This is a genomic window from Filimonas lacunae, from assembly GCF_002355595.1.
GTDB lineage: Bacteria > Bacteroidota > Bacteroidia > Chitinophagales > Chitinophagaceae > Filimonas > Filimonas lacunae.
Genome location: NZ_AP017422.1, coordinates 1,977,466 through 2,002,376 on the forward strand (window position 1 = coordinate 1,977,466; position 24,911 = coordinate 2,002,376).

Sequence of the window (24,911 nt, forward strand, 5' to 3'; positions counted from 1 at the left end):
AAACCCCATAACTCTAATGAAATACCTATTAGCTGCCGGACTGTTTTTTACCTGTCAGGCTTCTTTGAGCCAGAATTTGCTGCCACTTGTTTGGCAGATCAGTACTTCTGATACCATTGTTCATTCTGTAGATTCCGATAAACTTAAAGATGCCGGTAAGGTAAACCTGATGCTGTCGTGGGAACGCCAGGGCTACTTCTATCGCACAGGCACCTGCCGTTTAGCGGCAGATTTTTATATGCCTGCTTCCTATGCCGACACTGCATTGGCATTGAACCTGCGCCTGCCTTGTCATGTAAAAGGCTTGTATGTAAACGGCTCTTTTATTGGTGGCGATATTGCCAACCAGTTTTGGACAAAACGGGATGAGGTAAGACATTTTACATTAGATAAACAACTACTGCTACCGGGAAGCTGGAACCGTATTTCTATTGTTGCAGATGAGTTTTCTTATACGGGTGGTAAAACCAACAGCTTGTGTTCATTAACACCTGTACGGGCTGGTAATGATAAAGAAAAAGTGTCCTTATCCTTTTCGGGTGGGGCTTTTGTGTTTCATAAAGATGCTCCTTTTATTAATATTGCTAGTATAGGTGCTAAAGGTTCGGATGCAGAGGTGTTTATTGTAAACGATTTGCACGATACTTTGTATCATACCAATGTAGCGGTTACTGATAACAAACAGGAGTTGTCGTTATATGTAAGCCATGTGATTACAGAGCCTGGGTTTTATGAGTGTGTGGTAGTGCAGAAAGGGAAGGGTTTTACCGGCGATGTAAAATGGTTTGCTTTAGATCCTGAAAAGATTAAGGGCAACACACAGGAGCCGGGCAAGTTTACTGCTTATTGGAAAGAAACCATGCAGGAGCTGTCTGGTGTAAAGCCTGATTTTCGTGTTAAAAAGTGCGACAGCCTTAGTAAGGGTAAACGCAATGCTTATATTATCGAATTTACTTCACTGGATAGCATCACTATACGTGGGTATTATTTTGTGCCGCGCACTAAACAAAAGTATGCGGCATTATTGCATTTGCCGGGTTATGGCTATGGCTTTAATAAACTGGAATCATTTGTAAAAAGCAAAGAGAATGTGGCTGAACTGGCGCTTTGCGTAAGAGGGCATGGCATTAGCGCTGATGTTTTCAATCCCGGCTTTGATATACCGGGTGTATGGGGTTGGAACCTGCACAACGAAAAGCAACTGGCTTACCGCGCTATTTATATGGACTGTATCAGGGCTATTGAATTTTTACGCAGCCGGCCGGAGGTAGATGCTAAACGCATAGGTGTGCTAGGGAGCAGCCAGGGCGGTGGCCTTACTTTGGCTACTGCCGGTTTAATGCAGGAGAAGGTAAAGGCCTGTGCTTATTTTGATCCGTTCCCGTGCAGCATCAGAGACCTGGTAAAAGTGAGAAAGCTGTGTGTGGATGAGTGGAGCAGCTACCTGAAATATTACAACAACCCCATCTCTTTTGATGAGGCTATGGACATACAAGACCTGGTAGATACCCGGCTAATGGCTTCCCGCATCACTTGCAAGGCTTTTTACGCCACCGGACTGTTTGATGACGATTGCCCTTCAAGAGTCGGGTTTGCGGCCTATAATGCCATTAAAACTCCCAAAAAATACAGAGTGTACCCAGCTGACGGGCATTTGGGGGAATCTTCGCCTTATGCGGATATGATGCAATTTTTAAAACGGGAGTTACACTATTAATTCATCGGTTTTGTTTAGCAGCTATGGTTTGTTAACTTATTTAGCAAGCTTGCCTGTGCTTTACAGTCTATTCTCCTAGGCTGTATATAGCTTATTGTATGCCTTTAGCATAGCTGAACTACGGTGGATGCCTATACACGTATCGCTATAAGGTCGCTAAAAGCACGCTGTAAGGCCGCTATAATCTCGCTATAAAAATGATGTGAAATTGATGGGGAAAAGCAGGAAATCTGCCGTAGAAGGCGTATCTTTTACAGAGTAAAATCGTACACTATAAAGATAAACATTTTAGCAGATGGCAAAAAATAATACCCTGCTTAAATTCAAAGGCAACCTTGGAGACGTAACTTTTGTAGAAAGCAAAGCCTATGATCCGCATGTTCGCAGTAAAAGGGGCACTTTTAAGCCTGCTTTGCTTAACGATGCTATGAAGGCCAGCGGCGAGACGCTGGCGGCTGGTAATAAGCCTGCGAAGATGATTTTTGATGTGCTTGCGCCCTATCGTATCGACTTTGCCGGTGGCCCTCTCTGGCAAAAACTGGTTTCCCTGTTTAAAAAACAATTGTCTTCTCAAGGTAGTATAAACCTTACTTCACTTACCGGCTTTGAAATTCATCCCGATTATCCTCTGCGACGTTTTATGTTGCCTGTTGTGGAACTGAACAGAGAAGCTGATCAGGTGCATGTAACAGTACGCTATAGCGTATGGCCTAACTTTAAAAAGCAGCCCTATATAGACGGCTTTCGGTTGCAAGTAATTATTGTTTTTCCTGATATGGAGCAATACACAGCTACCAGTGTAAGCGAATGGACGGATATTATTTCATTGCCTGATAAAAGATTGATAACCGAAACGCCTATTGAAGCGGGTGTGGTGCATTTCAAGTATCAGCCCGGGTTTGATAAAGATGCATTGGTTTGCATTAAGCTGGAAGGATGTGAAAAAGGAATGGGGCTAAAGCCAGCCGTTAATAAAGGGATGGCCATTGTTAGGGTAGGGAGCTTTTTGTTGTGAACAAAATGAACAGGCTTATTGGTTTATGAGTGGATATCTTTAATTGACAATTGATTGAAATTGGTAATTATGAAGAAGAAAGATAAAGAGATGATTGAGTATGCAAAAACGCTGGGAATCAATTTGACAATTGATCCTTCCCTGGATAAATATTCAGGAAAGCCCCTGTTCCCTAAAAGCTTGCAGAAGCCAAAAGAATTTTATCTAAGTTAAAACCTCTGCCAAGGTAATTTTATCTTATACTAAACACAGAAGCCGCCTGTTTTCAGGCGGCTTCTGTGTTTATATAGTAAGGCTATTGCTGATAGTTGTAAAAGTTAGATTCTAAATCGGCAATGGATTTTTTGAGGTTTATGGAAATTGTTTCCATGAAATAACGGCAATATTTGCAACAGCAAAACTTCATGCTATAGCTGTAGCGGAGAGTTTGGCAACTGTAGCGACAAGTTTTTCAGCAATTACTGACCTCATATTGCTGTAGCGGTAAGTTTTGCAGCTGTAAAATGTTTAGTGATAGAAGCCAGTTGGGAATTGGCAGCTGTAAAACTTAATGCTGCTACTGCAGGGATGAGTTTTATAGTAAGAGCAGGGCTGTTATGCCTGCAAAACTCTTTTTTATAGTAGCCAGTTTAAATAAAGCAGTTGCTAAAAGTTTCGCTACTATCGAGGGAATTGCGCTGGCAGTAGCCAACTTTTTCGCTACTACTATAGAGAGGTTTTTAGCGGCTGCGATATCCATTTTTTCAGCTGTAGGGGAGAATGCTACAGTTGTAGGATTTGTTGCCATAGTAATAAAAACTGAATTGTCTAGTGGAAATTTTAGTTTGATATGTGCTAAAAAGGGTACTGCTTATAGTGGAATTCATATTTGTATTCACTCAGGGAATAATGTAGATGGTAAAATTAGTATACTGTATGTTTTGTATTTAAAATATTACACCCCTTCTGAATAAAATGAACAGAAGATGTGTTTTATAGATAAGTATCTTTCGTGTATCAAATGTGAAATTCTTTTTTATGAATAAGGCCGGTAAGAAAGAACTGATTGAATATGCGAAAACTTTGGGTATTAATTTAACAGTTGACCCTGCATTAGATAAGTCATTGAGGAAGACGTTATTTCCTGAAAAAATTGCGGAAGCCAAAAGGGTTTTGTCTAAAATGAAATCACTTCCTAAATGATTTTATTTTATCAGATATTATTAGCCACCTACTAGGTGGCTTTTGTGTTTATTTCATCTTTATCTATAAAGGCACTTTATAAAGGAAATAAATCTAATAAAGAAGCTTGAAGGCCATCATAAAGTGTAATAGGCACTATTTGATCGGACAACTATTGCGTTAAGGGAAGATTTAACCTTACAGAAAGGAGCGCAATAGTATACTATCCTGGTCTTAAACGAAACTCATTGGGACCTCAGGCTTCTGACCGGATTGGCAATGCCCGCTTTGATAGCATGAAAACTGACAGTGAGCATGGCAATAAACAGAACAATGAAGCCTGCTAGCGCAAACATCCACCAGCTCATTGTAATTCGGTATGGATAATTCTCCAGCCATCTGTTGGCTGCCAACCAGGAGAGTGGTGTGGAGATCAGCAGGGCAATGAAAATCAGTTTTAAAAAGTCTCCGGAGAGAATCGTTGCCACGCCACGGACGGAGGCGCCCAATACTTTGCGGATACCAATCTCCTTTGCCCTTTTTTCCATAGACAACACCGACAAACCGAACAGACCAATACAGGAGATGAAGATAATGAGCAGGGCGCCAAACTGTAGCATTTCCTTCCATTTCTTCTCTGCGTCATAACTTTCCGCATTCACCTGGTCTTTAAAATGATAGGAATAGGGTGCCAGGGGAAAAACCTTTTTGAATGCCGCTTCAATATAGGCCAGGCTTTTTGCGTTATCATGAGCCGCTATTTTTATATAAAACATGCCCAGGAACCCGTCTGCCGAACTCATTCTAAATAATTGAGGCTCTATTTTTTCTGTTAATGCCTTGTAGTGATGATCCTTAACAACACCAACCACGATAAAATCGCCAGCAGGTTCGTATATATGAATAGTCTGGCCAATCGGAGTTTTCCAGCCGGCCTCTTTTACAAAGGTCTCGTTCACCAGAACCGAATGCGAAGAATCTGCCGGGAAGTCGGGTAAAAAATTGCGGCCCTCTACAATGGGAATCTTTAATAAAGGCAAATACGAGGAGTTGACCGTTTCGTAAGCGATATTAATTTTGGTTCCCCCATTAACCTTAACCGTTGTACCGGAGGTGCCCGAATTTTTTGGTGCCACTCCCTGGATAACCGGATTTTTCAATAACTCCCTTTCGAACAATTCTATTTCCCGGGTGCTCATATTCAAATTGCTCACCATCACCAGGTTGCTGTCATCATAGCCCAATTGCTGGGAAGACAGGTAGTTTAATTGGAAGAAAAGGGTAAATGTAGCAACGATGAAAAAAGAGGCCAGCACAAACTGAAATACGACCAGAGATTTCTGCAGCCAATTCTTACCAGCCGGCATAAAGCGGCCATAAAGTATTTTAACCGGCTGATAGTTCGAGAGAACCAGGGCCGGGTAAAAGCCTGCCAATAAACCTGTGACCAGGAAAAGGGCGATATAGCCCAAAAACAGTTTTGTATCCAGTAAATAGGAAAAAGAAAGGGCTTTATTCGATAAACGGTTAAAAACAGGCAATAAGGCCTGCGCAATAACAATGGCCAATACAAAGGAAGCCAGGCATAGCATAAACGACTCGCCCAGAAATTGCAGCACTAATTGATTTCTTTGTCCGCCAATCACTTTCCGGATGCCAATTTCCTTTGCTCGTTTTAATGAGCGGGCCAGCGTCAAGTTCACGAAGTTGATACAGGCGATTAATAAAATAAAAAAAGCTATGCCGGACAGCGCATAAGAATAGATGGGTTCGCTGCCGTCTGACAGCCCCTCGTTGGCGCCAGCCTCTTTACTCAGGTGAATGTCGGTAAGGGATTGTAAAAAATAGGAAAGGCCAAGGTTTTTCAGGTTATATTTCTGCGTTATCGAAATGATGGTCTGCCTGGCGTCTGTTTCAAAAACCTGCTGCATTTTTGCATCAACCGCTTTTACATCCGCATGAGGATAAAGAACAACAAACGTATTCAGAAAGAAACTGAACCAGTTTTCATTTTTATTTTCTTCTTCCGGCGCCATATTAAGCGGTAACAGAACCTGGAATTTGATTGATGAGTTTTGCGGACAGTTGGCAGCCACCGCCGTAACAACATACGGAACGAATCCATCTACGTTCAGCAGCATTGTTTTGCCAACTGCATCCGTGGTTCCGAACTGTGCTTTGGCCATGTCTTCGGTAATCACTACCGAACGAGGCTCTTTTAACCCGCCAGGGGTTCCGCTTAAAAGAGGGAAATTAAACACGGAAAAGAAATTCGTATCAACCCTGCTCACCTTCTGCGTTTGGATATTCGATCCGCGCTTAATATCCACCTGTGTCTCCTGCACCCGAACAAAGGCGGCAATCTCGGATATGCTAGCCTTGAAACGTGGCCCCTGTAAATAGCCTGAATATCCTCCTTTAACCTTGTTGCCGTTCTCCCTGGTAATTTCCCGGTCAACCCGGTAAATCTGGCCGGCCTGGCGGTGAAACCGGTCATAGCTTACCTCATCTTTCACATACAAAATGATCAGGATTGCGCAGGCAAGCCCCAGGCTGAGACCGCCGATATTGATAAAAGCGTAGGCTTTATTGCGGAACAGGTTCCGGACGGAAGTAGTGATATAATTTCTTAGCATGGTGATTATTTACCTTGCCAAATAAATGCCTGATTTTAAATTACTACTAATCAATTAATTATATAATATTAAAACTATTGGATTGTGCGGTTTCGATACTGATTGTGTCCGATTCTGCCAGACAGAGGAAAGTAAGTTGTAAGATGATTTTTCACTTCAATAATAATCTTGTCCGATCAAATTCTGTCTATTACGATAGATTCTTCCTTAAATAAATTATCAGGGAAATCTTTATTTCCTGAAAAAGTAGCAGAGGCTAGAAGGGTATTGTCTAAGTTGAAGTCCCTTCCTAAGTAATTTGCCAAAAATGAAATCCCTTCTAAGCTAATTTTTTAGTGTGTAGATATTGAGTGAGCGTTTTTGTAATTCATTTGGCTTGTTGCCTAAGGATTGCTGCTAACGCTCATTTTCTATAAGATAATGAAGTGTGTTTTTAAGATTGTATGAAACGCTTTCTGCGGCAATGATAATATTGTTTTTAAAGTCTTCAGTAACAAATGAAAATAATTGATAGCCTTGTATTATCTCATGTTTTAGGTTTAGCTCTGGTTCGTTAGAAGGGATAATGAACGCAGGGTGCTGGGTGTTGGACTTCCATTCGGCGAAAACTCCACTATAATAGAAGACGTTCTCAAAGATTATTTCAAGCTGGTGGCTATACATTAAGTCCTTTCCTCCTGCTATTATAAGCTTGTTTCTATCATAACTCCAGACCTCAAAATCAAACCAAAGTTCTTTTCTGATAATGGTGTCTATTTCTTCGACTGTTTGGCGTAAAGAGTCAGTAAGCATACTATTATTAAAATCTATTTGAGTATGTTTAATTATTTGTAGGGTGATTTTTATTGTAAAGAAAATAGCTCGTATGCTTCCACCTTTAAACCATATGCAAGAATAGTGATAGTATCTAATTTTGAAAATCTGTTACCTAATTCATAGTTACTGATGTTGGAGTTGAATATGCCTGATTCTATCTCAGTATCAAGCTGCGTCATGTTTTGAGCTTTTCTGATCAAACGAATATTCTGGCCTAGTATATCTGCTTCATTTTTCATACGCTCTTCTAAGTCGTAATTATAGGTTGGATTTATAATAATGGGGGAGGTCCCATTGTAGTCAAATAGGTTAAAGAGGGGCATTTCTAATGCATTAGCTAATTTTATAATTGTTTGGAAATTGATATTTGCTCCTCTTTCGATTTTACTAATAAAAGACGGGACATTGGTCGCTCCCAGGACCTTTTGTCCAAAAACATATTGAATCTTAAACCCTGCCTCTTTTCTTAATGTTGCTATCCGTTTACCAAATAGTAATTGTTGCTGCTTTAAGTATTCATTACTTACCATCAATTTTTTAGCGGTAAGGTTTCTCTATGTTTTAAAAATAAAATCTATCACAAGTGAGCAAAGTGTGCCCTGATTAGGTATATTTGAACTGAAATATGATAATCTAGCGCCCTTAACAGGGAAAGCGCTTTAAAAATCTCGCACTAGTAACGTGACGGTTGAGAACTGCGAGGAAGGTTTAAAGCGCCCAATCAGTATATTGCGTAGCAATAGGGTTGGGCACTACTCTTTCGTCGGTTCACTCACCGAAAGGTGATAGGTCTCGTCACGACCTCTGGAGGCGGAATATGTGGGTGCCCAGCTCTATTGCTTTTTATATAAGGCTGTGGCATCGGGTTGTACCTTTTTGAAACTAAAAAACGCCTGAGCATGCCGTATCGTTTGAAAACACAACGCTTTCTTGTGTTCCCATATCCTGTCAATTTAGTAATGAATGATTTTGATGATGGCTGGTGTTTATCTGGCTAGTGTAATCTTATATAAGTCCTGTATTTTCTCACATTCACAGGCAGGCAGTAGCAGGCTGTTGGATGAGCTGCTGCAAGCTGAAGTAGTAAGCGAACATAACAACAGTCTGCGTTGATGGCCTTTTGCAAAAGGCATTGTGCAACAATTTCAACTTAAATAGAATGGCATACCGTAATGCTTTTGAAGCAATTGAACAGCTATGCTCTGTATATACCGAAGAAGATGCGATAGCTATATTGGAAAGCCAATATGCGCAAAGTCTTTTTGGGAGGGAAATCGGTGGGGAGTATGATCTAAAACCAGGTACCAGTTATGCGTTCAATTGTCATTTGAAGGAGGTGCTAAGGCATTTGTATCAATGGAATAATGCGGACCAGGAGAAAATACGAAATGGCCTGCAAAGTGGCGATGGTGAGTGCTTCGAGCCAATAATAGATTGAAGAGTTACCCCTGACACAGGGGGAGTATGGAAGGCCCCTGGTATTTCTATATCAGGGTATTTTATCACCTTATAATATGCATGTATGAGTATTGTAATGGATATGGAACTGGCTAGTATGCCTATTCGCTTGTTGTTTCAATTAAGCCGAACAAGGAGTAATAAAACAGAACAGGAAATAGCCGATTTGCTGAATATTGACCTGGAGGAATATCGTGCTATGGAGCATAGCCTGAACGAGGGGTTTACCGGTGAGCAGCAGAACGTATTATATCAGTATTATAAAAGCTGCCCGAATGCTTTTGAGAATATGCTTTTTATCTGGAAAACTTTGTATGTTGAATTAAGGCAGCTGGGGATGGGGGATATGGTGCATGAACTGTTGTGGGATACAGCGTTTACGTTACACGAGAAGATAGCGGATAATATGCTGATACCGCAATAGATATGTTTTGTAATAAAATGCTGCATTACTACCTTAGGATATTATAAACAGGCAGTGAGATAATGAGCTGCTTTTAATAAAACGGACAATGGTAGCTGTTGATAGGCATTTGACATTACAGCAATTTGTAGATGCCAGGTATGTTGGCAAGGTAAACAACTTTGACTATGCCGGTATTCCAGGTGTGGCAGAAGTGATCGGGTATCACATTATATTTTTTACCGTAAAGGGTAAGGACGGCTTGAGTGCTATTTCTATGGAAGAGTTGGAGGGCAATGCATTGTTTACTGAAATTGCCAATAAGATATTAGCGGCCATACATTGTGATGTTGCTATAGGGGAGAAGCGAGAGCATGTAAAAAAGCTATGGGGAGAGCCTGATTTTAAAGATGATGTTTTTACCGGTATAGAAAGATGTTATTATTTAAAGAAGGGGGTACTGCTGGTTGCCGGTTTTAACAGGTATCAGAAAGGAGTTTCCCTGGAATGTGTAATGGATGAGGAGCTTATTAAGAATAGAATTTCTATTTTCTCCTGATATATAGCAAAGGCTTATAATTACCTGTTGCCGGGTATAAATACCTGTTTTGAAAAACGCATATTTCTGCACTAGATAAGGCTGGTGGTATGTTGTTGCTTTGTGAACATAAAAATTTATATTATGTCAGCACCAACCAATGCATTAGCAGATCTGTATCGCGCCTGTGGTATCATGGGTAATCAGGGAACCCCCGGCGCCCCTCTTGTACATTATTCTTTACTGGTAGATCCTACCAATGGAAAGGTTACAGGTATTGTACATATTACGCAGGCTATTGCCGGTCCTAATTCCGACATTCGTGTAAATGTAACCGGCACCATACAGGAGTTTGTATTTGGCGCTAAGGTTACCAAATCCATTGCTATCAGCGGCGATTATCTGCAGTACTGCACACCGCCGGCATTGTGTGTGTACCAGTTGAAGTTTTCGGCTAATATGTTAGTGGAAAACAGCTGGGATGGCACGGGTAATTTTGAGTATGGCTGCCACGTTATTAAAAACGTACCGGTGAAAAGCGGCAATTGTTAGGCTTTTCCTGATCATTTATTTTTTTATTCTGTTATCCTCCGGATGCGCTTGCTGTCCGGGGGATTTTATATTTTTTTGAGCAGTTGGGTTTCAGGGTTTTTAATATCTCTTTTATTTGCATGCGGGTAAGGTTGTTTTTTATGGGATAGGTACTAAGTTATATTTGGTTACAAATTTTTGTATAGATGAAGTGAAATGAGTATTTTAGTTTTTCTGATAGTGATTTTCTACTAACAGACTACTTGCTATTTCCAATATTTATGAAAGACTGTTTCCTGTCTATTGCAGGAGATCATATTTAAATATTAGGAAATGTTACCAGTTTTCGACGAATGGAGAAAAGAATTTGTCGCATCTGCGAGTTCGCAAAAAGTGCCGTGGTCTGGCACAGCAGAAGATTTTTACATTTTTGTTCGCTTTATGTATGCCAGCCATAGGGATGGTAGTATAGCGTTTGATATGTGTGATCCCTTTTATGCCAAAGAGCGAAAGGAGCTGGAGCAATTTGGGGTTGCCTTTGCACAGGTTTTCGATGTTGATTTATCTCCTTACGAAAGCTTTTCTGAAATGATTGACGAGGTGGATTATGCTGAACGTATGCAGGATATTTGCGTGAAAGGTCTTAATTTTTTACAGGGGGAGATAGCTTTGGCCGAAGCGGTTGAAGGTGAGGAAGGGATTGAGTATAATAACGAAATGGATGTAGATGATATTGCAGAAGACATCTCACATGAAATTTTGATGACGCGGATGCAGCGTTTTTTTAAGTTTAAGGATGAGGAGTCCAACTAAATATATGTAAAAGGTTCCGGCAATTGCCGGAACCTTTTTATTCAGAGGGGTTGTTGTTTACACTAACTCACGCAGGAATACTGCTGGTTCATCTACACTTATACACGTTAAACCGCCCAGGGTTACCAGGCTGCCATCTTTGTTTTTGCCTGTGATAATGACGTTTTTAGAACCTACAATAAGATGGCTTACACGAGTGCCAGTGGTTATTTCAACGCCTGTTTCGTGTGGGGTGCCTACCTGGGTGGCAATGATGTTGCCCGTGCCGTTGGTAATAAGCAATGTTTGGCCTATTGCCGGCGGAGGAAACACCTGGCTTACTGTTATATCGGTTAAGGCCGACAGCACTATATAAGGTGGTGTGGCAATAGGGGCAGGTGTAGGGAAGGTGTTACCGGGACGCATGTTTACTGTAAGGCCAAATGTTGGGCTATCGCTGTTGTTAAGGCAATACATCCAATGGGTAGTGAATGGTGAGCCATCTTCTGTTTCTCCGGTAGCAAAATAGCGGCCATGCACAGCCAGTGTGCCGGTACGCTGACCACCGGTAAGGTTGAGGTTGTAAAAGATGTTGGTGGTGAGAGTGCCTACTGAATAGCTACCTGTGGCATTGTCAACAACGGGTAAAATAACCGGGCCTACGCCGCCGCCATGCCATTCAAAATAAGGATACACTTTTACGTTTGTTACTTTAACAGGAATCGGAAACATAATTGATAGATTTAGTTGATAAAAAAAATAACTATGCAAAGTTGCATCGGCTAACTGTGGCGGGTAAGCGTAGAAATGTGTGATTATAAGAAACCATATTTATGCTTGTTTTTTGCAGTAGTGCGGGTATAAATACCTGTTTGCTGTGTAGCTATGTAAAAGCTGTTATTTAGCAACAGGTAATAATAACTGTTTGTGAAAAATGAACAGGTATAAATATCTGTTTTTGCTTGTGCAAGCCGGCAATGCAATTGCAGCGCTGATTTTGTTATTTAACATTGCGTAAAGACGATTAAATACTAAGCAATGAAAAGTAACTTCTTTGTGTTAGGCTTTGCTATTTGTGTGTTAGCAGCCTGTAATAACAGTAATGGCAGCGGTGGAAACGGCGCTATCTCTACCGGTGGTGATTCTGTACCCGGCATATCTAATGTGCTGATGACCTGGGATGATGCCCGTACAGATATAAACCGGTACGACTCGATATGCAGGTATTATTTTAAAGATTCTATACCCATCCGGTATTTTACTATCCGGTCGCAGGATCTGCTGGCTTCTATGGGGATGGATGTTACTATTATCGATAGCCTGGTGTTGAGGATGCACCCATTTGTGCGTTTGAATATAGGCATGGATACCTTGCCTGGTAACAAGTTTACTTTTAAAGCCTTTTTGCAGCCGGTAGATAGTGTTTGTGCGCAGTATCCGGCTGGCATTGGAAGGTTTTTTAATAAAGAGGGTTTTATTGTAAACAGGCATGGTGGGCGTGCCGGTGTGCCTGTAAGCCAGGATGGCTCTATTACCTTGTATGTAGCTGATTTGAATACGCCTTGCCCTAATACTTGTGAAAAACCTACTGAATAAATGAGTTTAACCAGAACCCTTTTAGTGTGTTCGGATTTTCCGGTGTTGACAGCTTTGTTGCTGGTGATTTGTTATTACCGGAAGTTTGATTACAGGGTGCGTGTGTTTGCAGTATATATTGCTTTTTCAGCTATTATACAGCTAACAGCGTTGGTATTGTGGTTTTGGAAAATGAATAACATGCTTTTGTTGCATATTCATGTGCCAGTGGGCTTTTGCCTGCTAGCGTGGTTTTATCAAAGTGTATTGGAAAGTTTGATTAACAAAAGAATAATAGCTACCATGGTGCTATTATTCTTTTTGTTTTCACTAGTGAATTCTGTTTTCTTTCAGCCTGTGCATGTGTTTAATTCTGCTGCATTAACAGTGGAATCCATTTTACTCATCATTATTTCTATATTCTCTTTTATCGTATTTTTAAATCAGAAGCCAGAAGGGATGTCGCAACCTGTGAGAAAAAGTATTGGCTGGATTAATTCTGGAATTTTTATTTATTATTCTTCTACATTGCTATTGTTCTATTTCTCAAATTTTGTGATGGAATATTATAGTGTAAAAATTAGCGCTTATGCCTGGGTGTTTCATGCGTTTTCGTCAATAGTAATGTATTGTTGTTTCATCATTGGTTTATGCAAACAAATACGGGTATATCGATAGTAGACATTATTATTCCTTTTACTATAGTGCTTTTTATTATAGCAGTAGGTGTTGTGTTGTTGTATGAGCATTTTCAGAAAAATATTTACCAGCAGGAGCGGGATAAGGCTGCTTTAAAGTTTGCTCATCAGACAGATTTGCTGCGTAATAACATACTTATACAGGAAGAGGAACGGAAGCGGATTGCGTCGGACCTGCACGACGAGCTGGGTGCAGCGCTTTCTATTATACGCATGAACCTGGTGTTGTTAAAGCAAAAGGAACATCAGCGTAGTACGGGTGCTTCGGAAAATATTCCCAAGCTGGAAAACCTGATCTCTCTTTCGGAGAATGCCATAACCAGTGTTAGAACGATAAGTCACCAACTGATGCCGCCACAGCTGGAATCGTTTGGTTTAATGAAAACGCTGGAGTCTTTCATAGAAAATATTAATGCTTCGGGTAAAATAAATATCTGTTTAACTGTAAAGTGTAATATGCCAGATTTACAATGGCCTTTAACACTGGGGTTGTACAGGATTATTATGGAGTTAACGAATAATACTATTAAACATGCGGGCGCAAGTACAATAGATTTAAATTTTAATTGTAATAATGACAAGCTTGTGTTTAGCTTTACAGATAATGGTAAGGGTTTGAAGGCTACTGATGAGGTAAGCAAAGGCATGGGTATTCAAAATATAGAAGCCCGCATAGATGCATTGAAAGGTAGCTTTGTGTATGGGAATGATAGTGTTACCAATGGTTTTATGATGTATATAGAACTACCCATTGAAAACTAATTTAAGCTGCCATGGATGCACAAGACACAATAAGAGTAGGTATTGTGGAAGACCAGTTTCTGTTTAGAGAAGGCATTAAAGCCATACTGAATAACTGGGAAGATATTGCTGTAGTGTTTGAAAGCCCTGACGGGTATTCGTTACCTGATCGTTTAGCTGTTGCGGAAGTTGTTCCTGATGTAATGCTGGTGGATTTGTCGTTACCTCCTAAAGATAAGAAGGAGTATAATGGATTGCATGTGACTATTGCTTTACGCGAAATGTACCCGGATATTAAGGTGCTTATTTTATCGGTGCATGATGATGAGAATTTTATTATTGAGCTGGTGAAGAACGGCGCACACGGTTACCTGGTAAAAGATTGCGACCCACAGGAGGTATATGAAGCTATTCAGAGTGTGTATTATAAGGGCTCTTATATCAACAGCCGCACCCTGGTGGCCATACAAAGTAATATGGCTAAGAAAACCAAGCCCAAGAAGTTAACGGTGAATATATCGGCCCGGGAAGAGGAGGTGTTGCAGCTGGTGTGCCAGCAGTATACAGCGGAAGAAATTGCGGAGAAGCTGTTTATTAGTGTAAAAACGGTAAACGGGCACCGGAATAACCTTTTGCTGAAAACAGGATCGCGCAATGTTACCGGGTTGGTTATTTATGCTATTAAAAACGAGATCGTGCGCCTGATTTAGTAAAAGCCCGGGAAATGACCTTCATTTCCCGGGTGTGTCTATTTACGAGTATACGATATTTTCCAGTTCAAACTTTAGCGGAGCAGCATCGGAGCTTGCGCCGCCGCCAGTCATTACAATACTGGCGCTTTTAATACCTTCCAAAGATATCTCTGTGCTTACTTTAGATGCCAGGCTGGTGTTAATTAACGAGCCTTCTTCTATTTGTGAGCCTACGCCCACCCATATAGTAGGTTTAAAGTTGAAGGATGCTTTTACGCCGGGCTCAATGTTAGTGGTGGTAGCCAATAAACGCCCATCTTTATAAATGCTGGCGTTTATAGCGCCTTCTTCCAGTTTGTTGCTAAGGGTTATATCTTGTGTATAGGATGCATTGTTGCTGGAGCTGATGGCGTGGCCTGAATCGTCCAGCACAAACTGAAACTCACTGCCACTAGCAGCGGCTAACCGGGGGCTGATGTTGCCATAGCTGTCAGTTGCTGCAATTTGCGAAGCAGCAGGATACACGAAAGGATGTGAAAAGCCCTGGCCGCAATTTTTAATCACTTTCCAGGCTACAGAAGGTGCATCTGTATTGGCTGACTGGTTTTGCTGAAAGATAACAATCTGAGAATTGTTCTTGTCGTTTGAGTCGTTAACGAAGGTTAATTGGATGTTGGACATAACTGTTTATGTAAGGAGTAATGAATAAATTATATGCTGGTTGAATTGGTTTTTCGAATGGCTGTTAGGAAAGCAGGGAGAGTTCCGTTGTCGCAATTGCGATGGAAGTTGTAACATGAAAATGATAAAACAGAAAAGGCGATATAAAGGCCCTTGCTTTTTCTCATGAGTGGTTAAATGGGTTTAGGCAATTCGTTAGGGGAACTGTTTTGCTTTTTTCGTGGTAAAGATAGAGGGTTTTAGTATATAATCTTTTTTAATGTTTGTAATGCAACAAGGGCAGTCTGTATCAAGCTGATATCTTTCATATGTTAAGTCGTTAGGATTTAAATTACATATTAGTGGGTAAAGTAAATGTGAAAGGAATATTTATTTTTTGTTCAATAGGATGAAGGGCGATTATTTATTGAGCATCAGTGAATTGTGTAATAGCGCTGGTATATACATGCAAACGGGCCTGATGTAGTATCAGACCCGTTTTTTATTGCGAACCAGTAAAGAGAAAAACTATTTCTTTTGCCTGTTTTGTTTGGCTGCTTTACGCAGGTGTGCCCAGTAATATAATGGTGGCACAATTACCGGTGTAAACAACAGGGTAGAGGTTAAGCCGCCGATAATTACAGTGGCTAACGGGCGTTGCACATCGGAACCTATGCCGGAGCTGATGGCAGCCGGGATAAGGCCGATAATGGCCACAATCAGCATCATTAAGATAGCACGGAACTGATCGGCTGCTACTTTGTGTACGGCTGCCCTTGGATCGGCAGGGTTCTGGTAAAACTCCCGGTTCAGACCGGATACCAGCATTACGCCTGCCATTACGGATATACCAAAGATGGATACGAAGCCTACGCCTGCACTTACGTTAAAGTGGTAACCTCTTATAAACAGGGCAATAATACCGCCTGCCAGTGCAAACAGGATACAGCTCATGGTTACAAAGGTGTCGTTCATGCTTTTAAACAGCATAAACAGGAACACGAATACGATAACAATAGTAAGTGGGATGGTAAACAGCAGTTGTTTGCCGGCGCGTTCCAGGTTTTCGTATTGTCCACCGTAGATGATAGAGTAGCCTTTGGGCACTTTAATGGCTTTACCTATTTTGTCCTGTAGCTCAGCAACAAAAGAGCCCTGGTCGCGACCGCGTACATTGGTACGTACGGTAATCATTCGTTTGCCATCAATGCGGTAAATGTTGGTTTGACCATCTACAAACGACACATCGGCCAGTTGCTCCATAGGTATCAATGCGCCTGTGGCGGATGGTACCTGCATGGCTTTAATGGCTTCGATATTGTTGCGGTTGTCGGGCAGGTAACGTACTACTATATCGTAGCGTTTGGTGCCGTCGTACAAGGTGCCTACGGCTTTACCCCCGATGGCGGTTTCTATCATGGCTTGTATATCGCTTACATTAATGCCAAAACGGGCTGCGTTTTCGCGGTTAATGTTGATGGCGAGTTGTGCCTGGCGGCCTTCCTGCTCAATGTTTACAGAAGAGGCGCCCTGGGTGCCTTTTACAATAGCGGCTATGCTGTCGGCTTTTACGCGCATCATTTCCAGGTCTTCCCCTACAACAGAGATAGCGAGGTCGGCGGCACTACCGGTTACAATTTCCATTACCTGGTCAATGATAGGCTGGCCGCTGTTGAAAGAAGCGCCAGGGATGTTGCGTTCCAGGTCGGACTGTATGCGGCGCACCAGTTCTTTTTTGGTAATGGTATCGCTCCATAGTTTGTATTCTTTCAGGCCTACCAGTATTTCGGTACGGTTGGCCGGGAATGGATCGGTGCCATCGTCGTTGCGTCCGCTTTGTGTAATTACGTAGCGGATGGGCGGGTATTTGGCGATGATCTCGCGAATTTTAGGTGCTATTTTGGCGTTTTCCTGTATGGTTACACCAGAGGGCAGGAAGGCGCGCATGAAAATAGAGCCTTCGTCTAATTCTGGTAAGAACTCGGTTCCCAGTTTTCCGCCAAAGCCTATTAATATTATTACTATAATACCGCCTATAAGGGCTGTTTGCTTGTAGTATTTGAGGAAGAAGTGTAATGATTTTTCGTACGGCTTCTCCATCATATCCATTACCGGGTTCTTATGCTCTTTCATAGGCTTATCGGATGATAAGGCTTTTTTATAAGCGAAAGAAATTAACACCGGTATCAGGGTTAAGGCGCATATCATAGCGCCAATTACGGCAAAGCCTAATGTCAGCGCCATAGGGGAGAACAGCTTGCCTTCTACACGGGTCATCATTAAAATAGGCGTATAGGCTAATATGATGATGGTTACGGAGAAGAAAATCTCGCGGCCTACTTCCTGTGCGGCCAGCAGGGTTATGCCGCCAATGCCGCTTTTCTTTTCTTCGGCAGTGGCATTACGGTAGCGCCTTATCAGGTGTTCGGCCATAATACAGGCGCCGTCTACAATAATACCAAAGTCGATAGCGCCTAACGAAAGCAGGTTGGCGGGGATGCCGGACATGCGCATTAATATAAATGCGAACAGCAGTGCAAAGGGAATGGTAGCGGTTACTACCAGTGCAGAGCGCACGCTGCCCAGGAAGAATATTAATACAATAATTACGATGCTTACACCGGTAAACAGGGTGTGGGCAACGGTTTCGAGGGAGTGATCAATTAAAAAGCTTCTATCGTACAGCACGCGCAGTTTCACACCTTCGGGTAGTTCGGTAGCGGTAAGATCGGCTATTTTTTCTTTTAACAATTTTAAGGCATCGCTGGGGTTTTCGCCACGGCGTAACAGGATGATGCCTTCGGGCGAACCTACTTTGTCAATGCCTTCGCCCGGTATGGCATAGCCTAACACACCGGATGGTGGTGGCGGCAATATTTCTACCGACGCAACATCTTTTACATACACGGGCACACCGTTTACAGCGGTAAGCACTATGTTTTGAATATCCTTTTCCGATTTCACAGCACCCAGGCCGCGCACGGCAAAACCCTGGCCACCTCTTTCTATTACGTTACCGCCGGTGTTGAGGTTGTTTTTTTGAACAGCGTCTACCACGTTTTGCAGGGTAAGGCTGTATTTACGCAGTTTGGCGGGTGAAGTCAATATGTGATACTGCTTCATGGGGCCGCCAAAGTTGGTAACGTCTGCAATGCCGGGAACCTGCAATATGGCCGGGCGTATCACCCAGTCCTGCAGGTCCCTTAATTGCATCGGGGTAAATGTGGCAGGGGCTTCTACCACGTATCTGTAAATTTCACCAACGGCAGTGGTTAAGGGAGCCAGTTCGGGTGTAACGCCATCGGGCAGTTGCAATGAACTCAGGCGCTCTATTACCTGTTGCCGTGCAAAGTAGTCGTCGGTTCCATCTTTAAAAGTAAGCTGCACTACGCTCAGGCCAAATATGGTACGGCTTCTTCTGTCCTGCACACCGGGCACGTTATTCAATGCCCTTTCAATAGGTATGGTTACCTGCTGCTCTACTTCTTCAGCGGCGCGCCCGTCGTAGGGCGCCACTACTATTACGTTGGTATCTGCGATATCGGGATAGGCTTCTATTTTCAGCTGTGTAAAGCAGAAATAGCCTATAGCTGATATTACCACGGCGGCTATGATAACAGCCCAGCGGTTGCGCAGCGAGAATATAAGTATGTTACGGATCATGCTTAGAATAGATCTACTGGATGAGTAATAATTAAGCCGCCTTTGTATTCGTGTCTTAAACGCGTTAATACATCTTTTACTTTGTCGGCTTCATCAACAAATGTGATTACCACGGGCGGTTCATCAAACGAGAACAGCTCGTTGGGGCGTTTCATTTGCTGGTGATGGCCAAAGCCCATAATGCCGGTGAGGGCAGTGGCTCCGTTCACATGATTAATTAGTAAAAACTGCATTACAAACTCGTACAACGGCTGTGAGCCATGGAAATCGCTTTTGTCGATATATATCTGTGCCTGTAACATGGTTAGTGTGGTTTAATAGCCAAATGAAATGCCTTTTAACTGCATGGTGCCATCGGTTACTACTTCATCGCCCGCCTGCACACCGCCGTAGATGATTACCCGGTCGTTGATTTGTGTGCCGGATAATACTTCTTTACGGGTGAAGGTGGTAGCGTTTGTTTTTACAAACACATAGTTTTTACCCTGCACGGTAATTAGTGCGCTTTTAGGTACTGACAGGTTGTTGCCTTCACTTACACCAAAGGATACAGAAGCAAACATGCCTGCACGCAGCTGGTTGTTGAGGTTAGGTAAACCTATACGCAGTTTTACCATGCGGGTGATATTGTCTACCACTTCGCCTACACTTTCAATTGTGCCGGTAAAAGTTTGATTGGGGTAGGAGGTAAAGTGCAGCTGACAGGTGCTGCTGGTTTTAATATTGTTTACCTGGCTTTCGGGAATGTCGCATATCACCCATACCTTATCGGCACTGGCGTGTATTAGCGATTCGGGATTAAAGCCTGCCAGTTTTAAACGGGTTTCGTGTTCTATCACCGCTGTTTTTTCGTTAGCCAGATCGTTTTGTGCAATGGCTATATCTGTTTGCGCACCTATTAAATCGGTTTTGGCATCTGATACATCTTTACCGGTTCCTGCACCATGATTGGCCAGATCGGTAAAGCGGTCTACTTCAATCTGCTTTTGTGTAGCGATGGATTTTTTCTGTTGTATGATGCTGCCTTTTTCGCGAATGCTGATAATGTGCTGTAACAGGGAAGTATAGTTGGCTGTTAATTCGGGATTTTCGAACAGTACTAAATTTTGCGATGGGTTTTCGCTGGAGTGCACTACGGTGGCGGCCACGCGGGCAGGCGCATTCAGTTGGGCGCTCATGCTGGTAGAGCCTATTTTTTCGGTGCCGAAAAAATGCAGGGTGGTGCTGTCGGGCGGAAACTGTACGGTGCGCCCGCTGTCTGTTACCTGTACTTTAGCAGCAGCCGGTTGTTTGGCCGTTTCGTGTGAGCCGCAGGAGAACAGTGTTGCAGAAGCGCCGGTTAGTAATACATATGTAACTATTCTTTTCATGAAAGGCTTTTTATAATTGAGTAATCAATCCGGTTGCGTGTAATAATTGCAGGTAATTCTGGCGGTATTCGTATACAGCATCGTAATACATTTTCTGCGTATCGAACCAGGTGCGTTGTGCATCGAGGAAATCGATAATGGTGGTGCCACCTCTTGTATAAGCATATTTAACAGAGGTTAATACCTGTGTGGCTTTTTGTAAAATGTTTTCGTAGTGCTGCACGTTTTCTTTGCTTACCTGCCAGGATGCGTATACGGTTTGCACTTCGGTGCTTACCTGTTGCTGCAGGGCGGTGAAGCTTTGCTGCGATTGTTGCAGGGTGATTTTAGATTTTTTAATCTCACCCTGGTTTCTGCTAAAGAAAGGCAGGTCTATAGTGCCGTAAAAACCTACGTATTGCACGGTGTTTTGCGGGTTATAAATAACACCCATTTCCGGAACGGGTTTGGATAAGGCATGTTGCAGTTTGATGTTGCTTTGTGCAGCATCAATGCTTAATTGGGCGCTTTGTAAATCGGGGCGCTGGTGAAAGGATAAGTGTATTAAACTATCTACCTGCTGGTTGATGGCAAAATAGGCCAGTGCATCGGTGGTGTCAATGCCTGCGTTGGCATCGCCTGTGGCCAGTTTCAGGTTTTGCAGTTCGTTTTTAAAATTCTGCTGCGATGTTTTCAGTTGCAACTGGTATTGCTCGCTTAACAACTGTGTACGCGTTAACTCGTTGCTGCTGATGACCTGGTTTTTCAGGCGCAGTTCCTGTGTTTGCACCAGGCTGTCGATATTGCTTTTTGCTTCCTGCAGCAGTTGCAGGTTTTTGCTGTGGTACCATACATCTAACCATTTGTTACCGGCATCCAGCAATACATCCCTTTCGGTGTTGGCGTAGTCTTTCCCGGCAATAGCGGCGTTTTTAGTGGCCACTTCCTGCCGGTATTTGCGCTGGCCCGACATATTGAATTGCTTGGTTACCTGCCACCATACCTGCCTGTTTTCCGGTTCGTAAAACTTAGTGTTGGGGGCGAAGTGTTTGGAGCTGGCGTTTTGCAATGTCTGGTTATTTAAGGTGGGATTGGGCCTTAAACCAGCGGTAATTACATCCGACTGTGCAATGGAGGTGTCCAGTGCCGCAGGCTTCAGAAAAGGGTTATTGCTTCTTGCCGCGTGTAGCGCCTGTTGCAGGGTGAGGTTATTTTGCGCCTGCAAAGCAGGGAGCATACCCAAACCACACACAAGGGTTACCAGGAGTTTTTTCTGCATACTGTTATTTCAAAAACTGCTTTAATGATGTTACGTTAACCATTGAAACCTTAACTGGTTCATTTACAGCGCTTAAATGCGCATTAAAAATGTATGGACAGGCTAATCATGCGGGTATAACTGCAAAAACTAACAAATGCCGGGGTACACGCCTGTTTTATGTCCAATGCGGGCGATACGGAAGTTGGGATTTAGTTATTGAATTACCACCAGCAAATGTAAGCGGGCGGGTTGCGGAAGGCTGTTAGAGGATTTATAGAATGTTATTAGAAAATTATTAGAGCAGCTGTTTTTTGCCCGTAAGCAGGGCGCTTACGGGGGCGAATGCACATTTTTATGTGATCAATGCTTTTTTACAGGTGGGGTAGCTGCACGGCAAACACGGTACCTTTTTGTAGTTGCGATTGCACCGCAATGTGTCCGTTGTGCAGTTTAATAATGCGTTCGGTAAGCGACAGGCCAATGCCGTTGCCCTGTGCATGGGTTTTATTGCTGCCCCGGTAAAAGGCTTTGAATATGTGCGGCAGCTCGTTAAGGTCAATACCTATGCCGGTATCGGAAAAATGGGCCGTAATGTTTTTGCCGGTGGAGTGTATGGTTACTTTACACTGGTGGTTGCTACTGAATTTGCAGCCGTTTTCCATCAGGTTGGCAAAGGCCACTTTTAGCAGGTATTCGTTACCGTTAAGGGTAATGAGCTCATCGTTTTCTATCTCTTCTTTAAATTCTATACTCACCTGGTAATTGCTGTTGGCTTTAATTACCTGCATGCGCGCATCCAGCAACAGCTCATCTACCCGCAGGGGTTTAAAGGTAATTTCGGCCTGGTCGTAGCTGGCTTTGGCAAAGTCGAGTAAATCGTTGCTTAACCTTGCCAGTTTGCGTGCATCGGCCAGTGCCAGTGCAATAGTGGCTTTATAATCTTCGGCTGTGCGGGGTTTAATGGTAGATAGTTCCAGCTCGGTTATAATAGTGGCTAAGGGGGTGCGCAGTTCGTGTGATATATTAGATACAAATTGTTTCTGGGCTTCGAACGAGTTTTCCAGGCGGTTAAGCATGTGGTTGAAAGTGATGGCCAGCTCGGCAATTTCATCTTTACCATTGCCTTCCGGCACGCGCAGATGCAGGTTGGTGGCGGTAATGTCTTCTACTTTTTCAATCATATCTGATACCGGGCTTAATGCTTTTTTGGAAAAGAACCTGCCAGCTACCAGTGTAAGGATAATAGAAGCTATAAAGCCCACTATCAGTGTGTTTTGCAGGTTTTGCAGTTTGCGCAGGCCCCATTCGTCGGCTGCGGCGGCGGTAATAATATATGTTTTGCCTTTGTGGTGGTATAAGAAGCCTACGGCCTGCTCGCGGTTGATATGAAAACGTATTTCGCCCTTGTGCAGGATGTTGTTCATCATTTGCGGGGTTTCCTTTACCTTATCAATATCCGGCCCATCGTGATAAATAAGGTTGAAAGCAGTATCGAAAACGGCTACTTCTTCTTCGTTAAGGGCGTTGCGGTAAATTAACTGCAACACGCTGGGATGCACACCGGCATCCAGCAACAGGTTGGCCTGGGTAATAGCGCGTTGCTGCAGGCGTTTGTAAAACTTTTCTTCCCGGTTTTCGGAATAGGAGAAGTTGATAATTAATGCAAAGGCCAGCAGTATGGCCGCAAACAAAAATGTAAACAGCAGGGTAAGCCTTAGCCTTATTTTCATTATCCTTCTTTTAATATAAAGCCAACACCGGGCTTGGTGTGAATAAGACGGGTGTCGTAATCTCTATCTATTTTCTTGCGGAGGTAATTAATATATACATCAATGAAATTGGTGCCGGTGTCGAAAATAGTGTCCCATACTTTTTCGGCTATTTCAGTACGGCTTAACACGCGTCCGCTGTTTTTCATCATATATTCCAGCAGCTTAAACTCTTTAGGGGTGAGGTTTATTTCGTTGCCTGCCCGGTTGGCCGTCATGGTTAAGGGATTCAGCACCAGGTCGGCAATGGTTAATTTTGTGCCATTGTTGCTGCCCGGTTGCTGGTGGCGTTTGGTAACGGTGCGCAGGCGGGCCATCAGCTCGCGAAAATCGAATGGTTTTACCAGGTAATCGTCGGCCCCGGCATCCAGGCCTTCTACCTTATCGTCGGTAGTGCCCAGGGCGGTGAGCATAATAATGGGCAGATGGGGTTTGGCTGCCCGCACTACCTTACACAGGTCAATACCATTGAGCTGCGGCAGAATTACATCCATAATTACGGCATCATAATCGAATTGGAGGGCCATTTTCTTACCCAGGTTACCGTCGTAGGCGAGTTCTACCGTAAAAAGATGCTCTTCCAAACCTCTTTTGATCAATTCGGCAACGCGTTGCTCATCTTCCACTACCAGGATTTTCACAGCGGATATTATTTGTGTACAAAGTAACTAAATACCCTCTTTCACGATAAGTTAATTATGCGTTTACAAAAAATTAACATACCGGGTGCAAATTGCGCTGGTGTTTGGTTTAATCCCCGTTGATGTTTAATAAGCTTTGAGGTATGTATTCTCCCGAAGGTTTTCCGGACGAACAATCATTACTGCTGCGATTGAAAAAGAGCGATAAGGCCGCTTTTGATTTGCTTTTTCATCAATTTGCAGACCCCGTGATCACTTATATCCGCTTCAGGCTCCAGGATGAGCATGATGCGGAAGATGTGTTGCAGGAAGTGTTTATTAAACTGTGGGATAAGCGTAGTAGCATTGATGTGCATACTTCTTTTAAAAACTACTTATATACGATAGTGCAAAACAGCATTATTGACCATCAGCGTAAATTAAAACGCAAAAAATACCATCCCGCCGAAACGCCACCCGACACACAGGAAGATACTTGCCAGCCTAACGATCATTACCAGTATAAGCAACTGAACCAGCTATGGCAGCAGGCTATTAAGCGATTGCCTGTTCAAATGGGGAGGATATATGTAATGCGTAATGAAGAAGCTTTAAGTGTAAAGGAAATTGCTTCTGAACTGGATTTATCTGAACAAACGGTAAAAAATCAATTGCATACCGCCGGCCAGCGTATTGTAAAAATTATGCAGCAGGTAAACACATTCTTCCTGTAAGCCGCTCTTTTTTCGAAGCAATATGAACTAATTGTTAACTCGCATTTTTCTCTGGTACTTATTTTCTCTGCCAGCGTCACTT

General features: G+C 42.8%; 26 protein-coding genes. 15 read left to right on the forward strand and 11 right to left on the reverse strand.

Annotated features, from left to right (window positions below):
• Positions 1 to 16 precede the first annotated feature (16 nt).
• The 5 genes from FLA_RS07940 (at position 17) to FLA_RS31415 (ending at position 3,914) form a co-directional block, all read left to right on the forward strand.
• Entirely contained in the window at positions 17 to 1,717 is a 1,701-nt protein-coding gene (locus tag FLA_RS07940; RefSeq protein ID WP_076381253.1) for an acetylxylan esterase, read from the forward strand.
• Positions 1,718 to 2,012: 295 nt separating this feature from the next.
• Entirely contained in the window at positions 2,013 to 2,732 is a 720-nt protein-coding gene (locus FLA_RS07945) for a hypothetical protein (protein WP_076381252.1), read from the forward strand.
• A 69-nt stretch (positions 2,733 to 2,801) separates the two neighbouring features.
• A complete protein-coding gene (locus FLA_RS31410; protein WP_159445158.1) occupies positions 2,802 to 2,945 on the forward strand; it encodes a hypothetical protein in 144 nt (47 codons plus the stop codon).
• Positions 2,946 to 3,328: 383 nt separating this feature from the next.
• Positions 3,329 to 3,685: a hypothetical protein gene (locus FLA_RS07950; RefSeq protein ID WP_076381251.1), complete on the forward strand. Its 357-nt coding sequence runs from the start codon at positions 3,329 to 3,331 to the stop codon at positions 3,683 to 3,685.
• Between the two features lie 64 nt (positions 3,686 to 3,749).
• Complete coding sequence (locus tag FLA_RS31415) at positions 3,750 to 3,914, forward strand: hypothetical protein (protein WP_159445157.1); 165 nt, start codon at positions 3,750 to 3,752, stop codon at positions 3,912 to 3,914.
• A 224-nt stretch (positions 3,915 to 4,138) separates the two neighbouring features.
• On the opposite strand, the gene FLA_RS07955 is transcribed toward FLA_RS31415, so the two are convergent.
• The 3 genes from FLA_RS07955 to FLA_RS07965 all read right to left on the reverse strand — a co-directional run bounded on the left by FLA_RS07955 (position 4,139) and on the right by FLA_RS07965 (position 7,875).
• Positions 4,139 to 6,529 carry an ABC transporter permease gene (locus tag FLA_RS07955; RefSeq protein ID WP_076381250.1) on the reverse strand — a complete coding sequence of 797 codons (2,391 nt, stop codon included), beginning with the start codon at positions 6,527 to 6,529 and terminating at the stop codon, positions 4,139 to 4,141.
• 396 nt (positions 6,530 to 6,925) lie between these two features.
• Positions 6,926 to 7,321: a hypothetical protein gene (locus FLA_RS07960; RefSeq protein WP_076381249.1), complete on the reverse strand. Its 396-nt coding sequence runs from the start codon at positions 7,319 to 7,321 to the stop codon at positions 6,926 to 6,928.
• Between the two features lie 50 nt (positions 7,322 to 7,371).
• Positions 7,372 to 7,875, reverse strand: coding sequence for a helix-turn-helix domain-containing protein (locus FLA_RS07965; protein WP_076381248.1), 504 nt, complete (start codon positions 7,873 to 7,875; stop codon positions 7,372 to 7,374).
• 629 nt (positions 7,876 to 8,504) lie between these two features.
• On the opposite strand from FLA_RS07965, the gene FLA_RS07970 reads away from it, so the two are divergent.
• The 5 genes from FLA_RS07970 to FLA_RS07990 all read left to right on the forward strand — a co-directional run bounded on the left by FLA_RS07970 (position 8,505) and on the right by FLA_RS07990 (position 11,088).
• Positions 8,505 to 8,783, forward strand: coding sequence for a hypothetical protein (locus tag FLA_RS07970; RefSeq protein WP_076381247.1), 279 nt, complete (start codon positions 8,505 to 8,507; stop codon positions 8,781 to 8,783).
• Between the two features lie 84 nt (positions 8,784 to 8,867).
• Entirely contained in the window at positions 8,868 to 9,227 is a 360-nt protein-coding gene (locus FLA_RS07975; RefSeq protein WP_076381246.1) for a hypothetical protein, read from the forward strand.
• Positions 9,228 to 9,315: 88 nt separating this feature from the next.
• Positions 9,316 to 9,765: a hypothetical protein gene (locus FLA_RS07980; RefSeq protein ID WP_076381245.1), complete on the forward strand. Its 450-nt coding sequence runs from the start codon at positions 9,316 to 9,318 to the stop codon at positions 9,763 to 9,765.
• Positions 9,766 to 9,888: 123 nt separating this feature from the next.
• Positions 9,889 to 10,296, forward strand: a complete 408-nt coding sequence (locus FLA_RS07985; protein WP_076381244.1) for a DUF1842 domain-containing protein — start codon at positions 9,889 to 9,891, stop codon at positions 10,294 to 10,296.
• A 312-nt stretch (positions 10,297 to 10,608) separates the two neighbouring features.
• Positions 10,609 to 11,088 carry a hypothetical protein gene (locus FLA_RS07990; RefSeq protein WP_076381243.1) on the forward strand — a complete coding sequence of 160 codons (480 nt, stop codon included), beginning with the start codon at positions 10,609 to 10,611 and terminating at the stop codon, positions 11,086 to 11,088.
• Between the two features lie 57 nt (positions 11,089 to 11,145).
• On the opposite strand, the gene FLA_RS07995 is transcribed toward FLA_RS07990, so the two are convergent.
• A complete protein-coding gene (locus tag FLA_RS07995) occupies positions 11,146 to 11,799 on the reverse strand; it encodes a hypothetical protein (RefSeq protein ID WP_076381242.1) in 654 nt (217 codons plus the stop codon).
• A gap of 306 nt (positions 11,800 to 12,105) precedes the next feature.
• On the opposite strand from FLA_RS07995, the gene FLA_RS08000 reads away from it, so the two are divergent.
• Genes FLA_RS08000 through FLA_RS08015 form a run of 4 tightly spaced genes read left to right on the forward strand, consistent with a single transcriptional unit; the run spans position 12,106 to position 14,791 of the window.
• Positions 12,106 to 12,663 (forward strand): hypothetical protein, encoded by a 558-nt coding sequence (locus FLA_RS08000; RefSeq protein ID WP_076381241.1) that lies wholly within the window; start codon positions 12,106 to 12,108, stop codon positions 12,661 to 12,663.
• Complete coding sequence (locus FLA_RS31420) at positions 12,664 to 13,320, forward strand: hypothetical protein (protein WP_076381240.1); 657 nt, start codon at positions 12,664 to 12,666, stop codon at positions 13,318 to 13,320. It abuts the gene before it with no gap.
• Positions 13,293 to 14,102, forward strand: coding sequence for a sensor histidine kinase (locus FLA_RS08010; RefSeq protein WP_076381239.1), 810 nt, complete (start codon positions 13,293 to 13,295; stop codon positions 14,100 to 14,102). The genes FLA_RS31420 and FLA_RS08010 overlap by 28 nt, the downstream gene beginning before the upstream one ends.
• 11 nt (positions 14,103 to 14,113) lie before the next feature.
• Complete coding sequence (locus tag FLA_RS08015) at positions 14,114 to 14,791, forward strand: response regulator transcription factor (protein WP_076381238.1); 678 nt, start codon at positions 14,114 to 14,116, stop codon at positions 14,789 to 14,791.
• A 42-nt stretch (positions 14,792 to 14,833) separates the two neighbouring features.
• On the opposite strand, the gene FLA_RS08020 is transcribed toward FLA_RS08015, so the two are convergent.
• The 7 genes from FLA_RS08020 to FLA_RS08050 form a co-directional block, all read right to left on the reverse strand.
• Positions 14,834 to 15,454: a hypothetical protein gene (locus tag FLA_RS08020; protein WP_076381237.1), complete on the reverse strand. Its 621-nt coding sequence runs from the start codon at positions 15,452 to 15,454 to the stop codon at positions 14,834 to 14,836.
• A 507-nt stretch (positions 15,455 to 15,961) separates the two neighbouring features.
• Positions 15,962 to 19,096, reverse strand: coding sequence for an efflux RND transporter permease subunit (locus FLA_RS08025; protein ID WP_076381236.1), 3,135 nt, complete (start codon positions 19,094 to 19,096; stop codon positions 15,962 to 15,964).
• Positions 19,097 to 19,098: 2 nt separating this feature from the next.
• Positions 19,099 to 19,398 (reverse strand): DUF190 domain-containing protein, encoded by a 300-nt coding sequence (locus FLA_RS08030; protein ID WP_076381235.1) that lies wholly within the window; start codon positions 19,396 to 19,398, stop codon positions 19,099 to 19,101.
• 12 nt (positions 19,399 to 19,410) lie between these two features.
• A complete protein-coding gene (locus tag FLA_RS08035) occupies positions 19,411 to 20,466 on the reverse strand; it encodes an efflux RND transporter periplasmic adaptor subunit (RefSeq protein WP_076381234.1) in 1,056 nt (351 codons plus the stop codon).
• A gap of 10 nt (positions 20,467 to 20,476) precedes the next feature.
• A complete protein-coding gene (locus tag FLA_RS08040) occupies positions 20,477 to 21,724 on the reverse strand; it encodes a TolC family protein (protein WP_076381233.1) in 1,248 nt (415 codons plus the stop codon).
• A 353-nt stretch (positions 21,725 to 22,077) separates the two neighbouring features.
• Positions 22,078 to 23,436 carry a HAMP domain-containing sensor histidine kinase gene (locus FLA_RS08045; RefSeq protein WP_076381232.1) on the reverse strand — a complete coding sequence of 453 codons (1,359 nt, stop codon included), beginning with the start codon at positions 23,434 to 23,436 and terminating at the stop codon, positions 22,078 to 22,080.
• Positions 23,436 to 24,116, reverse strand: a complete 681-nt coding sequence (locus FLA_RS08050) for a response regulator transcription factor (RefSeq protein WP_076381231.1) — start codon at positions 24,114 to 24,116, stop codon at positions 23,436 to 23,438. Before FLA_RS08050 ends, FLA_RS08045 begins: the two co-directional genes overlap by 1 nt.
• Before the next feature lie 143 nt (positions 24,117 to 24,259).
• On the opposite strand from FLA_RS08050, the gene FLA_RS08055 reads away from it, so the two are divergent.
• Positions 24,260 to 24,829, forward strand: a complete 570-nt coding sequence (locus FLA_RS08055) for an RNA polymerase sigma factor (protein WP_076381230.1) — start codon at positions 24,260 to 24,262, stop codon at positions 24,827 to 24,829.
• Positions 24,830 to 24,911: the final 82 nt, after the last annotated feature.

Excerpts from the sequence above, each read along its gene's own strand:
- FLA_RS08010 (WP_076381239.1), top strand. The coding sequence starts at position 13,293 with ATGCAAACAAATACGGGTATATCGATAGTAGACATTATTATTCCTTTT.
- FLA_RS31415 (WP_159445157.1), top strand. The coding sequence starts at position 3,750 with ATGAATAAGGCCGGTAAGAAAGAACTGATTGAATATGCGAAAACTTTG.
- FLA_RS07965 (WP_076381248.1), bottom strand. The coding sequence starts at position 7,875 with ATGGTAAGTAATGAATACTTAAAGCAGCAACAATTACTATTTGGTAAA.
- FLA_RS08015 (WP_076381238.1), top strand. The coding sequence starts at position 14,114 with ATGGATGCACAAGACACAATAAGAGTAGGTATTGTGGAAGACCAGTTT.
- FLA_RS08040 (WP_076381233.1), bottom strand. The coding sequence starts at position 21,724 with ATGCAGAAAAAACTCCTGGTAACCCTTGTGTGTGGTTTGGGTATGCTC.
- FLA_RS07990 (WP_076381243.1), top strand. The coding sequence starts at position 10,609 with ATGTTACCAGTTTTCGACGAATGGAGAAAAGAATTTGTCGCATCTGCG.
- FLA_RS07950 (WP_076381251.1), top strand. The coding sequence starts at position 3,329 with ATGCCTGCAAAACTCTTTTTTATAGTAGCCAGTTTAAATAAAGCAGTT.
- FLA_RS08000 (WP_076381241.1), top strand. The coding sequence starts at position 12,106 with ATGAAAAGTAACTTCTTTGTGTTAGGCTTTGCTATTTGTGTGTTAGCA.
- FLA_RS07970 (WP_076381247.1), top strand. The coding sequence starts at position 8,505 with ATGGCATACCGTAATGCTTTTGAAGCAATTGAACAGCTATGCTCTGTA.
- FLA_RS08035 (WP_076381234.1), bottom strand. The coding sequence starts at position 20,466 with ATGAAAAGAATAGTTACATATGTATTACTAACCGGCGCTTCTGCAACA.
- FLA_RS08020 (WP_076381237.1), bottom strand. The coding sequence starts at position 15,454 with ATGTCCAACATCCAATTAACCTTCGTTAACGACTCAAACGACAAGAAC.
- FLA_RS07995 (WP_076381242.1), bottom strand. The coding sequence starts at position 11,799 with ATGTTTCCGATTCCTGTTAAAGTAACAAACGTAAAAGTGTATCCTTAT.
- FLA_RS07940 (WP_076381253.1), top strand. The coding sequence starts at position 17 with ATGAAATACCTATTAGCTGCCGGACTGTTTTTTACCTGTCAGGCTTCT.
- FLA_RS31410 (WP_159445158.1), top strand. The coding sequence starts at position 2,802 with ATGAAGAAGAAAGATAAAGAGATGATTGAGTATGCAAAAACGCTGGGA.
- FLA_RS07955 (WP_076381250.1), bottom strand. The coding sequence starts at position 6,529 with ATGCTAAGAAATTATATCACTACTTCCGTCCGGAACCTGTTCCGCAAT.
- FLA_RS07985 (WP_076381244.1), top strand. The coding sequence starts at position 9,889 with ATGTCAGCACCAACCAATGCATTAGCAGATCTGTATCGCGCCTGTGGT.
- FLA_RS07960 (WP_076381249.1), bottom strand. The coding sequence starts at position 7,321 with ATGCTTACTGACTCTTTACGCCAAACAGTCGAAGAAATAGACACCATT.
- FLA_RS31420 (WP_076381240.1), top strand. The coding sequence starts at position 12,664 with ATGAGTTTAACCAGAACCCTTTTAGTGTGTTCGGATTTTCCGGTGTTG.
- FLA_RS07980 (WP_076381245.1), top strand. The coding sequence starts at position 9,316 with ATGGTAGCTGTTGATAGGCATTTGACATTACAGCAATTTGTAGATGCC.
- FLA_RS08045 (WP_076381232.1), bottom strand. The coding sequence starts at position 23,436 with ATGAAAATAAGGCTAAGGCTTACCCTGCTGTTTACATTTTTGTTTGCG.
- FLA_RS07945 (WP_076381252.1), top strand. The coding sequence starts at position 2,013 with ATGGCAAAAAATAATACCCTGCTTAAATTCAAAGGCAACCTTGGAGAC.
- FLA_RS08030 (WP_076381235.1), bottom strand. The coding sequence starts at position 19,398 with ATGTTACAGGCACAGATATATATCGACAAAAGCGATTTCCATGGCTCA.
- FLA_RS08055 (WP_076381230.1), top strand. The coding sequence starts at position 24,260 with ATGTATTCTCCCGAAGGTTTTCCGGACGAACAATCATTACTGCTGCGA.
- FLA_RS07975 (WP_076381246.1), top strand. The coding sequence starts at position 8,868 with ATGAGTATTGTAATGGATATGGAACTGGCTAGTATGCCTATTCGCTTG.
- FLA_RS08025 (WP_076381236.1), bottom strand. The coding sequence starts at position 19,096 with ATGATCCGTAACATACTTATATTCTCGCTGCGCAACCGCTGGGCTGTT.